Below are 14186 nucleotides of genomic sequence, written 5' to 3' on the forward strand. Positions count from 1 at the left end.
ATTCGCCGAACCGTCACGTTGTCCCTTTTTCCTTTCGCATCAGGTCGTAAGGCTTTACCGGCTTCTCCACTCTCACCAAAACCTTTTGCATCGGGTGCGGGGCTTCGTCCAGACTGTTCCCTTCTTCATCCCACATCTCGCCGATCCGCTGGATGAACCTCTCCCGTCCCGGTCCGATAAATTCAACCTCTTGCCCCCGTTTGAAATGGTTGCGCTGCTCGATGGTGGCGATGCCCGTCTCTTCATCGTAGGCAAGCACCAGTCCGGCAAAATCATAGGCGGTCATTTTCGGCGGCACGCCAAAGATCTGGTCGTCTTCGGTCGGCTGGTTGAAATAAAAGCCGGTGGTCAGCGGACGGTTGGCCGCCTTCATGATCTCTTCCCGCCACTCCGGCTTGAACACGAACGTTTCCGGGCTGTCCCAGTAGGCGTCAATGACTTGCCGGTACGCGTTGACAACGGTAGCGACATAGTGAATGCTTTTCATTCTCCCTTCAATTTTCAGCGAGTCCACCCCCGCTTCGATCATCTCCGGGATATGCTCCAGCATGCACAGGTCTTTGGAGCTCATCGTAAAGGTCTCATCACCCTCGGCAAATAACGGATGCATGTCGCCCTCTTCCTCCGCAAACAAATCGTACTTCCAGCGGCACGATTGGGCGCAGCCGCCGCGATTGGCGTCGCGGTTCGTCATGTGGTTGGACAGGACGCACCGGCCCGAGTAGGAAATGCACATGGCTCCATGCACGAACGCTTCGATCTCGATATCGACGTGCCGTTTGATTTCGCAGATTTCCTGCAGTGAAACCTCACGGGCCAGCACGACTCGCGGAATTCCCTCTTCCGCCCAAAATTGCACCGCCTGCCAGTTGGTGACGGACGCTTGCGTGCTGATATGGATCTCCAGACCGGGGGCCGCTTCCCTGCACACATCGACGATCGCCGGATCAGCCACGATCACGGCGTCAATGCCAACCTTTTGCAGCATTTGGAAATAATCAGCCATCCCCGCGAAATCTTCGTTATGGGCCATGATGTTCGCTGCCACATACACCTTCGCTCCCCGTTCATGGGCGAATGCCACGCCCTCCCGCATGTCCTCAAACGTGAAGTTTCCCGCCTTGGCACGCAGCCCGTATTGCTGCCCGCCAATGTATACCGCATCCGCACCGTACAGCACGGCGAACTTCAACTTTTCCAAGTTGCCGGCAGGTGCGAGCAGTTCCGGTTTTTTCCTGATCTGATTCGTCATCGCAGTTTCCGTTCCCCCTTTAATAAACCTGCTCTCGAAAGTAAAAGCCGGTACCAAGCGGCCGTTCCGTCGGTTGAACCGCCTTGATCGCATCCAGCAAGGCAGGGTCAAGTGCAGCCTGCGGATTTTTCGCCAGGCAGTCAATCGCCTGCCGATAGACGGAGACAACCTGGCAATTGTACGAAAGCGGTTTGCCCAGCGCCTCTATGTAGAAGGAATCGATGCCGTTTTCGATCAAAACTCCCAAGTGCTCCAGCATGCATATATCTTCATGGCTCATGACATGTGTGCCGTTGTGATCCTCAAAAATGGGATAGTGCTGTCCGCTGCGCGTATTTTCCTTCAAAACCATCAGTTGCTCCTGCTTGCTGTCCCCTTTGCCCAGAATGTGCAGGTAATTGCTGACCAACGGCCGCTTTGAATGAAAGATGCAGGTCATGCCGTGAACCTGGACCTGGACCGGAATCCGGCTTTGCTGTTTCACGCCAATGACTTCTTCTAAAGACAGCTCACGGGCCAGTATCGCCCGGCTCGCCCCTTTTCTCGCCCAGAAATTGACGGTTCTCCAGTTCGTCGACGTCGTTTCCGTACTCCAATGCCGCTTCAACCCGGGCGCTGTTTTCTGCATTGCCACGAGTACCGCTGGATCACCGAACACCACCGCATCCACTTTACTTTGCGCAAGCTGCCGTACGTACTCGTCCAACCCGTTCAATTCCTCTTGATGCAGCAGGGCATTCAGGGCGACATATACTTTTTTCCCTTGCCCGTGAGCGATACGGACAACGTCAGTGATCATCGGCATGGAAAGATTGCCCGGCACGCGCAGCGCATACCGCCCGTCTCCCACGGTTACGGCATCTGCCCCTGCCGAAAGCAGCTTCTCGGCTTCTTCCGGACTGCCTGCAGAGACAACCAACTCCGGTGTGTGGAAATTCATCAGAACCATCCTTTCTTTCAGACAGGCCAACAGAACCATTTTATGGACCCAAGCGCCTCCTCTCAATCAGGGGGTTCCCCCATTTTCTCCGGTGAAATCACTGATTTTCGGAATGACAATGCCAGTTGAAGTCTTCTCCCGGCAGAAGGGTGGCCCGGGCGGATACAAAAACAGAGCCCTGGCCATCCCGCACGGGCGATTAGATGACCAAGGCTCACTTTGTTACTGACGGCTTTTTTTATACACAGACACAAGAAACTTCCAATCTTCCAGAAAATCGGCCCAAAGGTTAGGGCGTCTGCGCACAGCCAATGGATGGTAGGAAACTGCCGTTTTCACACCACGGGGGAAGTGCCACTGCTGCCGCAGCGCCTTCACCTCCGCTTCCCTGTTTGCGAAAAACGCCTGTGTGGCTACATTTCCCAAACAAAAGACGAGCTGGGGCGTTTTGCTTTGCAGTTGGACGAGCAGATGCTGCATGCAGGCTTCTCTCGCTCCTTCTTTGTCGTAGGCCCGGGTCGGACGGCGCTTCAATACATACGTAACGTACACATCTCTTTCCCCGAGCCCTGTCTCGTAAGCCGCCTTTTGCAGCGTTTCTCTCGTGCCGCAAACAAACGGGTTTCCGTGCCGGTCTTCTCTTGCTCCCGGATTGTCGAGCACGACCATGATCGGCGCATGCGGATTCCCTTCGCCCCAAATCATCCGCGAGCCGTGCTCAAACAGTCCGCAATCCATGCAGCTCTCAACGCCCTTTGGCGGCTCCTCCTCAGGCCAAATGGCCGGGCATGTTGCATCCATCGCGATCCCTCCGCCGTCGTTGTCGGCTATCCGCCTATGAATAGGATTGGATGGAGGAAGGAGTTTCAAACGCATACAAAGAAGAAGCAGCTCCTATGAGGGCTGCTCCAGGCTGTCGAGAAACCCCACAATATGTTGGAGTTTCTTCTTTCATAACAATAAAATTGAGCACGAAGTGCTGGAAGTCTTAGATAGCACCACACCTAACATGCCTTTGCAAGGTGGAGTGCTATCTTTTTTATATTTTGAACGGTTGCTGTCAGCAACGCTTGCTCTTGGACATTTTCACGTCCGCGCAACCTACAATAGCGAAGTCCATGCAGTTCTTTGGCATCTGCAAAACTTCGCTCTATCGTTTGGTATCTCAACCTGTATAGGTATTTTCCTGACTTACTTAAGCGGTTCTGTCGAACCCATTCTTTACTCTCTTCCCATACATGCCTGGTTATCACCTTTTGGTGATTTTTTGACCGTGTACACATAGTGAGCATCGGACATGCCTTACATATTTCTTTATTTGACTTATACATTCTGTATCCGTTACGGTCAGTTGTCGAATAAGCAAGCTCATGTTTTTGGGGGCAAATATAGACATTCTTTTCGGGATCATATTTAAACCGCCATTTGGCGATAAGGCCTTTAACAGGTGAAAAAGCTCGATGGCCAATGACGGCAAAGATATTTAGATCGTGCAGAGCCTTGCAGATTGGAGTAGTTAAATAGCCAGCATCCAATGCAACGGCTTCAATGGTATCTGTAAACCCAAACTTCTCAATTTGGTGTTGTAGCCGATCTACATAAGGAACAGAATCATGAACGTTACCCGCAGTCACGTGTACATCAGTTATGATATTGTACTTATGATCGACTGTCCGATGATCGAGATAGAAAAAGCCTTCAGGCTTTCCGTCACGAACCATGTAACCACTGTCCGGATCAGTAGTACTCACCTTGATTTCCTTTTCTTCCTTCACATCCTCTCTAGGCTTCAATCCTTTTTTCCGTGTGCTTCACGGTCTTCATTAATGGCTGCTTCTAAATCACTAAGGTAGGCTCGACTAGATTTTTCAATAACATGCTTCTTAAATTTACGTTTGTTCGCATTTGCTTTCAGATGAGTGGAATCACTTATCAAAACACGTCCGCCAACCATGCGATGTTGGATAGCAAGGCGAACGATTTCATCAAAAATCTCTTGGAAAACATTTGTGTTTTTAAAACGAGTTCGACGATTCCAACTGATGGTAGTGTGGTCTGGAACTCGATCTGTTAGTGAAAGGCCAAGAAACCAGCGGTAAGCGATATTCGTCTGAATTTCCTTTTCGAGTTGTCTTTCTGACCGGATACCGTAAAGGTATCCAATGAAAATCATTTTAAATAAAACCACCGGATCAATGGCTGGTCTACCGTTATCTTCACAATAGTATTGGCGTACTTTTTCTCGGATGAAAGAGAAGTCTACATGCTTTTGAATAACTCGTAGCAAATGGTCCTCCGGGACCAACTCATCAAGGCATACAAATTCATATTGCATTTGTTGCTTTTTTTCATTAGAGGAAAGCACAATAATCACCCGCCAGTAAATGTAATTACAAGAATATTATAACACATTAACGCGGTGTCGTCATAAAATACAGGGAAATAAAAATGGCTGTCGACTTTCTCGACAGCCTGAAGCAGCTCCTATGAGGGCTGCTCCTTTTTAAGTTACCCACAAGGAGAAACTGGATACACTTGGGAATGCATTTGATTACATCTATGTCGACCTGGCTCCCGAATTCCGAGGTTGATCTTTATATCCCAATCAAAAAAGTTCAATAAAGATTGTCCCTTCGATTACAAGGGACTTTTTCTTTTGTCATGCAAATGATGATCTTCCGTTAAGCAGTCATCTTTTGGGAAAGCTAGATGAGGACACTAGCAGAACGGTATTCATAAAGGATGAACATCATTGAAAGACAAAATGTTTACCAAACGGACATTCTTACATGGACATACAAACTCCCGCAACGCGCAGGCTGCACTGAGAGGAGAGCTGTCGGGCGTAAAAAGGCTCCTTCCTTTTCTGGGCCCCGCATTTATCGCTTCTATTGCTTATATAGATCCAGGAAACTTCGCGACAAATATTACAGCCGGCTCAAAATACGGCTATCTGTTGCTCTGGGTGATTGCCGTCTCCAATCTGATGGCCGTCCTGATCCAATCCTTGTCAGCAAAGCTGGGCATCGCGACGGGAAAAAATCTGCCCGAAGTAGCACGTGAACGGCTGCCTAAAGGCGTGTCTTTTTTTCTATGGGTGCAGAGCGAACTCGTGATTATCGCGACAGATTTAGCGGAGTTTATCGGAGCGGCACTCGGGCTCTCTTTGTTATCCGGTCTTCAGATGCCTGCAGCGGCTGTCATTGCTGCTGCAGGCTCGTTTGCCATATTGGAGCTGCAGCGAAGGGGGTACCGTTCCTTCGAGGCGGTTATCGCTTCCATGCTGCTTGTCGTCGTATTGGCATTTGCGGTCCAAATCTTCATGGTAAAGCCGGATCTTGCAGCCATTGCAAAAAGCGTGTTTTTGCCGAGGTTTGCAGATACGGACAGTATCCTGCTGGCAGCCGGCATATTGGGTGCGACGGTAATGCCCCATGCCATTTATCTGCATTCCTCGCTTACACAAAATCGCGTGATCGGACGGAACGATCATGAAAAAAAGCAAATCTTCAAGTTTGAATGCATCGATATTATCATCGCAATGGTCATCGCCGGAGCGATTAATATGAGTATGCTGATCGTGGCCGCCGCAATGTTTTATGCACACGGTCTATTCATCGAAGACTTGACCACGGCCTTTCACGCATTTAACGATTATGTCGGCCCAGTCGCCTCCTTTTCGTTCGGGCTGGGACTGCTCATCGCCGGATTGTCCAGCTCTTCGGTCGGAACACTGTCAGGCGATATTGTCATGCAAGGGTTTGTAAACATGCGAATCAACTTGTATATTCGCAGAGCTGTCACGATGATTCCGCCGCTGCTGCTCATCGTTTCGGGAGTAAACCCTACGAGTGCATTGGTGACAAGCCAGGTCGTTTTGTCATTTGGAATTGCTTTTGCCCTTGTCCCGCTCATTCTATTTACGAGCAACAAGAGCATTATGGGGGGATTGGCGAATCATCGTGTGACAACGCTATTAGCTTGGATCGTCGCTCTTTTGGTTGTCATTTTGAATATATTTCTGCTGGTTGAGACGCTTTTTTAAAAGGGGTTCGCCACTCACTTGCATGGCTTACCGGCAATCCGCGTCTCAGCCATGGATGGCTTGGCCTGTCGCATTCAGTATGGCCTCCAGCAGCGTTTCCGACAGAGTCGGATGGGCCGCGATAAAGTCTTCCATGGCATCTGCCGTCATTTCCGCATGCAGCATGACGGTTCCCTGACCGACCATTTCCGTCGCCCGGGGACCGACAATCGAGATGCCGACGATTTCATTGAATGTCGGCTCGACGATAACCTTCACTTTTCCCGCCTGTTCATGTAAGATCAACGCTTTTCCATTTGCGGCAAAAGGGAATTCGCCAACGCGGACATCCCCGTACCGCTCTCTGGCTTGCAACTCCGTAAGCCCGACACTGGCGATCTCCGGCGAGGTGTAGATACAGCGGGGGACAGCGCGATAGGATGCTTTCTTCTCCACGCCGCAAGCGTTGAGTGCCGCCACTTCGCCCTCGTGAAAAGCGACATGGGCAAGCTGAATGCCGCCAATGACGTCTCCGCAGGCATATATGTGGGAGACGCTTGTCTGCATGGTCTCGTCAACCTGAATGCCTTTCCCGGAATACTGCACGCCAATCCGGTCCAACCCCAGCTCCTCTACCCTCGGCTTTCTGCCAATTGCCACCAATACATGCTCCGCCCTTATTTCTTCCACTCCGGCTCCCGTTTGTACGGACACTGTTTTCGTTGCCGCATCTGCGCCCGACAGGGCAGTCCCGGTATAAATGGTTGCCCCATCCTCTTCCAACCGCCGTTTCAGCACCTCTGCGATGTCGCGGTCTTCTCCCGGCAACAGTTGTTCAGCCATTTCTACGATCGTGACCTTTGCGCCCATTCTGCTGTAGATGCTGGCAAATTCACAGCCAATCACCCCTCCCCCTACGATCAGGAGCGTGGCGGGAATGCGAGAAAGCGACATCGCCTGACTGCTGTGGATGATCCAGCTTCCGTCAAATGGAGCAAACGGCAGTTCGATCGGCTCGGAACCCGTTGCAATAATAAAGCGGTCAGCGGCGACTTCTTCCACTCCGTCCGGTTTTTCCACTTTCACGACCCGGTCCGTCAAAAAGGAAGCTTTCCCCTGGATGACTTGCACCTTGTTTTTTTTCATCAGGTATCCTACGCCGAGGACGAGCTTTTTCATCACGCTGTTTTTATATTGCTGGACCCCGTACCAGTCGACGTACACGCCGCTTGCCGGCACGGCGATCCCGAAGGCGGAGGCCCGCTTTACCTTTTCAAGCGTTTCCGCGCTTTCCAGCAGCGATTTCGTCGGGATGCAGCCTTCGTTGAGGCAAGTGCCGCCCAATTGGCGGTCCTCTATGACAATGACTTGCTGTCCTTTGCGTGCGGCTGTTATGGCAGCGACGTAGCCTGCCGGTCCTCCGCCGATAATGACTACAGTTCCCACGAGGTCTCCTCCTTACAATAGCAGACTCAGCGGATTCTCCAGGCAGTCCTTGACGCTTCCCAGAAATTGAGCCGCCGGCGCTCCATCCAGCACACGGTGATCAAATGTGAGGCTGAGCGGAAGCAGGCTGCGCCGTTGCAGCTCTTCTCCCCGGTAAACGGGCACCGCCTCGATTGCGCCGACACCGAGAATGCCGGCCTCCGGAGGATTGAGCACAGGCGTAAAATGCTCTACCCCGTACGCCCCCAAATTGCTGATCGTAAAGGTTGATCCTTTCATCTCGTCGCCGCTCAGCCGGTTGTTGCGGGCTTGCTCGCCAAGCGACTTGATCGCCTTCGATAGCTCCAGCAGCGAAAGTTGGTCAGCGTGGCGGATTACGGGGACCACGAGCCCCTTCTCCAGAGCGACGGCGATTCCGAGATGGACATGTCCATATGTCTCGATTCTCGGCTCCTGCTGATCGGTCAAATACGCGCTGTTCATCAGTCTATGCTTTTTCAGCGAAAGGACAACCGCCCGGGCGATCAAGTCGGTTACGGTAAGCTTCCCTTCCTGGCGCTTTTCCAGTTCGGAGGCAAGCTGTCTTTGCAACGCCAAAAGGTCGGTCAGGTCAGCCTTTGCGGTCATCGTTAGTTGGGCGCTCTGCTGCAGGCTTTCCAGCATGCGTGTGGCGATTACCTTTCGCATTCCGGTCACTGCGGTACGCTCCACCACTTCCTGATTGGAAGCCGTTTTTGAAGCTTCCACGGCAGGCTGCGTGGATGACAAAGGGGCTGCCGCAGGCTGAGAAGTCCCTTGCGGCTGAGGGGCCGTTTCTGCGCGGGAAGCGGCCTCCTTCGCCAACGCCTTTTCCACGTCCTCCTTCGTGATGCGGCCTTGCGGGCCAGTACCTGTGATGGACTCCAGATCCAATCCCGCTTCTTCCGCCATTTTTTTGGCGACCGGCGAAACTCTCAGATTGCTGCCTTTGCGCCCTGCCAGCGCTGGTGTCGTGTTTTCCGTTGTCGGCGCTGGTGTCGTGTTTTCCGCCGTGACTGCTGCTGACACCGGCGCCGTTTTTTCCGCCGCGACTGCCGCTGCGGCCACCTCCTGGGTTGATTCTGCTCCTGCATGGGATGCGTGTTCAATTTGCTCCCCCGACTCTCCGATATAGCCGAGTACGGTTCCATAAGGTACAACTCCGCCATCATTGACGGCGATCGCAAGCAGGATGCCGTCTGCCGGCGCTTCCAGCTCCATTTCGATTTTTTCCGAGCTGATGTCGACAATTCCCTCGCCTTTCGCGATTGGGTCCCCGACTTGCTTTTTCCAGGCGATCACCGTTCCTTCCACCATGGACATTCCCAATTTGGGCATGATCACTTCCGCTGCCATGTTTTCCATTCCCTCCCTCGTTTATTGGGCTGGCAGGCACTCCTTCTCGCTCGGGGAGTGCCCCGCTTTTTCAGGAAACCGCCATGATGGACTCGTCGCCGATCAATTCGGAGACGACCTCGATCACTTTTTTCGCAGAGGGCAAATACAGGTCTTCCAGAGGCGGCGAGAACGGCACAGGCGTATGCGGAGCCGTAATCCGTTTGATCGGCGCGTCGAGCGTGTCAAAGCCTTTGTCTGCGACGAGCGCCGCGATGTCGGTCGCAATGCTGCAGCGCGGATTGGCTTCGTCGATGACGATGAGCCGGTTGGTTTTGGCTACGGAGGAGAGGATGGTGTCTTCGTCCAGCGGCGACAAGCTGCGCGGGTCTACCACCTCGACCTCGATGCCCTTCTTGGCGAGCAGCTCGGCCGCCTCCAGAGCCGTGTGCACCTGTTTGCCGATGGCGACGATGGTCACATCGGAGCCGGTGCGCTTGATGTCCGCTTTCCCGAGAGGAATCGTATAGTGTCCTTCCGGTACCTCACCCGTCATGTTGTAGAGGGTTTTGTCTTCGAAGAAAACGACCGGGTCGTTGTCGGCGATGGCCGTCAGCAGCAAGCCTTTCGCATCGTAAGGTGTCGACGGAACCACCACCTTGATGCCGGGGATGTGGGTGAACATGGCATACAAGCTCTGCGAGTGCTGGGCCGCAGCGCGGAATCCGGCCCCGTGCATCGTGCGGATCGTGATCGGCACCTGGGCTTTGCCTCCGAACATGTAGCGGAATTTGGCCCCCTGGTTCATCACCTGGTCGAGACAACTGCCGATAAAATCGTTGAACATCAGCTCCGCAATCGGCCGCAAGCCCGTTGCGGCTGCAGCCATGGCCGCCCCCACATAACCGGCTTCCGTAATCGGCGTATCGAGTACGCGGTCCCGGCCAAATTCCTGGACCAAGCCTTTGGTCACGCCAAGAACGCCGCCCCATGCTTCATCGTCCTGCAGATGATCGACCTGCGCCCCTCCGGCTACGTCTTCTCCCAGCAAAATGACGTTTTCGTCCTGCTTCATCGCAATCTTCATCGCTTCATTAATCGCTTTTGAAAAACTGAGCTTTCTCGCCATCATTTCTCCTCCCTTCCATTAATAAGAGACGTATACATCGGTCAAGAGCTCGCCCGCTTCCGGGTATGGACTCTGCTCGGCAAAGCGGATCGCGTTCTGAATCGACTGTTCCACCGCTTCCTCTATCTGCCCCAATTCAGCTTCTGCAAGCAGCCGGCTTTCCGTCAGATAATCCCGGAACAGCTTGATCGCATCGCGTTCCTGGATGTGGGCCTGTTTTTCCGATTCCTTTTTATACTTTTGGGCGTCGCCCTCGAAATGACCGTAGTTGCGATAAGTAATGCACTCGATCAGGGTCGGCCCTTCTCCCGCTCTGGCCCTTTTCACCGCTTCTTCGGCGACACGGTAGACCTCCAGCACATTTTTGCCGTCCACGATAACACCGGGGATATTGTAAGCGCTTGCGCGGTCGGCTATATTTGTACAACTGGAGGCATACGTAAATGGCGTCGCCTCCCCGTATCCGTTGTTTTCGGCGACGAAGATCACGGGCAGCTTCCAAATCGCCGCCAGGTTGATCCCCTCATGGAATGTCCCCTGGTTGTTGGCTCCGTCGCCAAAAAAGCAGACGCTTACACTTTGAGTCCGCTTCAGCTTGGCTGTCAAAGCCGCTCCGCACGCCAGAGGGAAGCCTCCTCCCACGATGCCGTTTGCTCCCAGCATCCCTTTGTCCAGATCGGCGATGTGCATGGAGCCGCCTTTCCCTTTGCACAGCCCCGTCGCCTTTCCGTAAATCTCGGCCATCATCCCGTCCAGATCGCAGCCCTTGGCAATGCAGTGGCCGTGCCCGCGGTGTGTGCTCGTAATCGTGTCCCCCACTTCAAGATGGGCTCCGACTCCCACCGCAATCGCCTCCTCGCCAGCGTACAAATGAACAAATCCCGGAAGCTTCCCTTGGCCAAACAGGAGATGCACGGCATCTTCAAACTTGCGAATCTCCAGCATTTTTTGATACATCCATCTCGCCTTTTCCTGTGACAACACCTTATCCTTTGTCGCGGTTATCTTCATTCGAGCTTCCTCCCATCTTTCCTGAGCTTACAACCCGCAAATCAACTACTCGCACACGATTCCCAGCTTCGGCCAGCCTTCCCCCTTCCTTGCCCTATACCCGAAGCAAGTCGTGTGCCAACGCGGCAAACACCGCCGCTTCGTTGAAAAACGGGCATTGTCCGCGCGTCGTCCCATTATCTTGCAATACGAAATGAGACGAATTCCCAAACTGTCTCATTTTGTCTCAGACGTACCCCAGAGCCGCTTTTGGAATCGAGTAGGAGGGGGCGACTAACCCCCGTCCTCTCACACCACCGTACGTACCGTTCGGTATACGGCGGTTCACCAAGCTTGACGAATTTGAGAATATCGTTGCACTAAGCTTTTCAGCCCTTGTTGTTGCCAGTAGGCAATGCCGAGGGCTTTGTGTATATGCGGAGATTTTGTGGTACGCCATGCACCCTTGCGGGTATTTGCAATTTCAATGGCTTTTACGTGAGATATGCCAAGAGAACGAAGTTCTCGATATCTGGTTCTCACGCGTTTCCACTGCATCCACAAACAAAGACGGAGCCTGCGCCTTGTCCATTCCTCAATGGATTGTAGAATGCCCTTCGCGTCTGCAAGGGCGAAATATCCAATCCAGCCCATGAGGTACTGATTTATTCTTTCAATCCGCTTCTCCATCGAGATGCTCCACACCGGATTCGTGATCGTGCGGATTTTCTCTTTTAGCTTGAGGAGGGATTTGGGGTGGATGCGAATCCTTGTCTGTTTTGCAAAGGTAAAACTAAAGCCCAAGAATTTTCGTTTCCATGGTCGGTCTATCGCGCTTTTCTCCTCATTTACTTTTAGCCTTAGTACCTTCTCCAAGTGGTTTTGAATACTCTTCTTTACTCGTTCCCCTGCCCGTTTTGTTTTCACGTAGATATTACAATCGTCTGCGTAGCGGCAGAAACGGTGGCCTCTCTTTTCGAGTTCCTTGTCCAAATCATCAAGTAGGATATTTGCCAAAAGTGGGCTTAACGGCCCACCTTGCGGTGTTCCTTCACTTGATGTTGTACAGACGCCATTTATCATGATCCCCGCATTCAAGTAGGAACGAATCAGTCTTAAAATTCTCTTGTCCTGAACTTTTCGAGCCACACGGCTCATTAGAATATCATGATTTACGCGATCAAAGAATTTCTCTAGATCGATGTCCACCACGAAACGATATCCTTCGGAGATATACGCTTGCGCTTTCCTTACTGCCATGTGAGCGCTACGTTTTGGACGGAACCCATAGCTAGATTCCGAGAAGGTGGGGTCGAAGATCGGCGTTAACACTTGGAGGATGGCCTGCTGAATAAAGCGGTCTACCACGGTGGGAATGCCTAATAACCTTACACCACCGTCAGGTTTCGGGATTTCGACTCTGCGAACAGGTGAAGGTCTATAGGTTCCCCTTTCCATCTTCTCGCGGATGGCTTGCCAGTGTTCACGTAGATAATCGCGTAGTTGTTCGGTTGAAACACCATCGACTCCACCGACACCTTTGTTTTCCTCCACTCGTTGGAGTGCCATCCGTAAGTTTTCCCGTGATAAGACTTTTTCCAGCAAATCCATAATGATGTTCCTTCCTTCGCACATGCGGACTCCGTGCTTGCTGTACGATACTCAGCCCTCTTTTGTACCCTCGGGGCTTCACCCCTGCTCTTCAAAAGTAGTTCCTTGACAGAATTCTGCTTCGACGTACCGTATCAAAAGACATGGATCGCATGCTGACTTGATGTTCGGCCCTTCCCCATTCAAGCGTCCTCTACTCGGGTACTATGGCCTCTGCTGACTTCTGCATGTTCAGCGTCTCCTTACGGAGACGGTTACCAACAGTTGAAGGCGTTTCATGCAGACCTCCCCAGGTAAGAACGATAACTTTCATCCCATGTACCTGCCCAAGTTTACTACTGTATCCCTTGGCTGTATGGGGCTTTGTCTTGTTTGGCAGACTCGCCCGGATACAACAGCCTCAAATTGGGTTCGTGTACCTCAGGTCGGGATTTTGCCGCCGGCTTCCTTCAGATTCGACCTCGCGGTCGACACCCTTGCCTTGAGCTAACGGTTGGTACAGCCAACCCCCGTTCGGGACTTTCACCCTATAGCTATCGCCCATGCTGGGCGCACCAAAAAAACAGCCACCGGTGCGGAAAACACCGATGGCTGCGCTTTTGTTTTTTCCTTACACGTGCACAGGGTACCTCCTGCGGCAATCGTCCACAGCCTGCTGCAAGCCGTCCAGCTCAAACCGCAAGCAGTCGCTGTACGGCACGAGTGATGACAGCGAGGCAAGCTGCTGTGTGAGCAGCCCGACAAAGTCTTCTGCGGTCATGTCCCCCACAAGCTCCGACAGACTCGACATGCGGGCCGGTTCCACGATGGGATGGTCTGCCGCAGACGCTCCCCCGGCGGCGAGATCATAAAACGCTTTGACCAGCTTTCCTCTCGCCTCGCCGCTTCCTTCGACCAGCACAAATGCCTGGACGATGACTGCTCTCGTCTGCCTTCTTTGGGCGATTCCGCAAAACTTTTTCCCCCTGACGCTGACGTCAAATTCTCCCGGACAGTACGAGCCGCTTACTTCCCCGGTTTCGATCCTGCAAGACCGGCTTTTCAGACTTTGCCGGATGAGCTCCGCCATCAGGGCAAAGTGGCGCTGTACATCCAGATCGCCTTGCCGATTGGGCAAAATCAGGGACAGATTGACGACGCCGGGGTCCAGCGGCACTGCCGCTCCTCCTGAATTGCGAACCGTCACGGAATAGCCTTGTCCCTGCAGCCACTGGACAGCTTCCCGGACCCGGGGCAGCTTCCAGTCTCTCGACCCGAGCACAAACGCTCTTTCATGCCTCCATAGATGAACAGCGGGCTCCAGCAGGCCGTGCCCTACTTGCCTTCCGTACACTTCATCGAAAGCAAACGGAACCACGATGTCTCCTGTCATCACGTTGGCTGCGGCATCGATAGCGCCTAGCCGAGCAGGCAAGCTTGCTTTGTCCATTCCATCTCCTTT

Annotated in this window: 11 protein-coding genes; 1 reads left to right on the forward strand and 10 read right to left on the reverse strand. The window is 52.9% G+C overall.

What is annotated here, in order from left to right; genetic code table 11:
* Positions 1-13: 13 nt before the first annotated feature.
* The 4 genes from NST96_RS23845 to NST96_RS23860 form a co-directional block, all read right to left on the reverse strand.
* Positions 14-1252, reverse strand: a complete 1239-nt coding sequence (locus tag NST96_RS23845) for a U32 family peptidase (RefSeq protein ID WP_342404889.1) — start codon at positions 1250-1252, stop codon at positions 14-16.
* 19 nt (positions 1253-1271) lie between these two features.
* A complete protein-coding gene (locus NST96_RS23850; RefSeq protein WP_327986135.1) occupies positions 1272-2192 on the reverse strand; it encodes a peptidase U32 family protein in 921 nt (306 codons plus the stop codon).
* Positions 2193-2414: 222 nt separating this feature from the next.
* On the reverse strand, positions 2415-2993 hold the full coding sequence (locus tag NST96_RS23855; RefSeq protein ID WP_171505897.1) for a uracil-DNA glycosylase: 579 nt from the start codon (positions 2991-2993) through the stop codon (positions 2415-2417).
* 203 nt (positions 2994-3196) lie between these two features.
* Positions 3197-4527 (reverse strand): IS1182 family transposase gene (locus NST96_RS23860; protein WP_122958896.1). Its coding sequence is split into 2 segments (ribosomal slippage): positions 3197-3987 and positions 3987-4527, totalling 1332 coding nucleotides; the frame shifts between segments, so codons are not numbered across the junction.
* Between the two features lie 429 nt (positions 4528-4956).
* Here NST96_RS23860 and NST96_RS23865 point away from each other — a divergent pair.
* Positions 4957-6237 (forward strand): Nramp family divalent metal transporter, encoded by a 1281-nt coding sequence (locus NST96_RS23865; RefSeq protein ID WP_051925595.1) that lies wholly within the window; start codon positions 4957-4959, stop codon positions 6235-6237.
* Positions 6238-6282: 45 nt separating this feature from the next.
* Here NST96_RS23865 and lpdA read toward each other — a convergent pair whose 3' ends face one another.
* The 6 genes from lpdA to NST96_RS23895 all read right to left on the reverse strand — a co-directional run bounded on the left by lpdA (position 6283) and on the right by NST96_RS23895 (position 14174).
* A complete protein-coding gene (lpdA, locus tag NST96_RS23870; protein WP_039070176.1) occupies positions 6283-7662 on the reverse strand; it encodes a dihydrolipoyl dehydrogenase in 1380 nt (459 codons plus the stop codon).
* 12 nt (positions 7663-7674) lie between these two features.
* Positions 7675-9036 carry a dihydrolipoamide acetyltransferase family protein gene (locus NST96_RS23875; protein ID WP_342406550.1) on the reverse strand — a complete coding sequence of 454 codons (1362 nt, stop codon included), beginning with the start codon at positions 9034-9036 and terminating at the stop codon, positions 7675-7677.
* Positions 9037-9106: 70 nt separating this feature from the next.
* Positions 9107-10144, reverse strand: a complete 1038-nt coding sequence (locus NST96_RS23880) for an alpha-ketoacid dehydrogenase subunit beta (RefSeq protein WP_003390124.1) — start codon at positions 10142-10144, stop codon at positions 9107-9109.
* An 18-nt stretch (positions 10145-10162) separates the two neighbouring features.
* Positions 10163-11155, reverse strand: a complete 993-nt coding sequence (locus tag NST96_RS23885) for a thiamine pyrophosphate-dependent dehydrogenase E1 component subunit alpha (RefSeq protein WP_251237800.1) — start codon at positions 11153-11155, stop codon at positions 10163-10165.
* 324 nt (positions 11156-11479) lie between these two features.
* Positions 11480-12745: a group II intron reverse transcriptase/maturase gene (ltrA, locus tag NST96_RS23890; RefSeq protein ID WP_024985202.1), complete on the reverse strand. Its 1266-nt coding sequence runs from the start codon at positions 12743-12745 to the stop codon at positions 11480-11482.
* Positions 12746-13355: 610 nt separating this feature from the next.
* Positions 13356-14174, reverse strand: a complete 819-nt coding sequence (locus NST96_RS23895) for a biotin/lipoate A/B protein ligase (RefSeq protein WP_003390128.1) — start codon at positions 14172-14174, stop codon at positions 13356-13358.
* Between the last annotated feature and the right edge of the window lie 12 nt (positions 14175-14186).

The sequence above is a fragment of the Brevibacillus sp. FSL K6-2834 genome (assembly GCF_038592925.1).
In the GTDB taxonomy this organism is placed as follows: Bacteria; Bacillota; Bacilli; order Brevibacillales; family Brevibacillaceae; genus Brevibacillus; species Brevibacillus borstelensis.

Coding starts and splice junctions, on each gene's coding strand:
- NST96_RS23845 (WP_342404889.1), bottom strand. CDS start 1,252: ATGACGAATCAGATCAGGAAAAAACCGGAACTGCTCGCACCTGCCGGC.
- NST96_RS23850 (WP_327986135.1), bottom strand. CDS start 2,192: ATGAATTTCCACACACCGGAGTTGGTTGTCTCTGCAGGCAGTCCGGAA.
- NST96_RS23855 (WP_171505897.1), bottom strand. CDS start 2,993: ATGGATGCAACATGCCCGGCCATTTGGCCTGAGGAGGAGCCGCCAAAG.
- NST96_RS23865 (WP_051925595.1), top strand. CDS start 4,957: ATGTTTACCAAACGGACATTCTTACATGGACATACAAACTCCCGCAAC.
- NST96_RS23875 (WP_342406550.1), bottom strand. CDS start 9,036: ATGGCAGCGGAAGTGATCATGCCCAAATTGGGAATGTCCATGGTGGAA.
- NST96_RS23880 (WP_003390124.1), bottom strand. CDS start 10,144: ATGGCGAGAAAGCTCAGTTTTTCAAAAGCGATTAATGAAGCGATGAAG.
- NST96_RS23885 (WP_251237800.1), bottom strand. CDS start 11,155: ATGAAGATAACCGCGACAAAGGATAAGGTGTTGTCACAGGAAAAGGCG.
- ltrA (WP_024985202.1), bottom strand. CDS start 12,745: ATGGATTTGCTGGAAAAAGTCTTATCACGGGAAAACTTACGGATGGCA.
- NST96_RS23895 (WP_003390128.1), bottom strand. CDS start 14,174: ATGGACAAAGCAAGCTTGCCTGCTCGGCTAGGCGCTATCGATGCCGCA.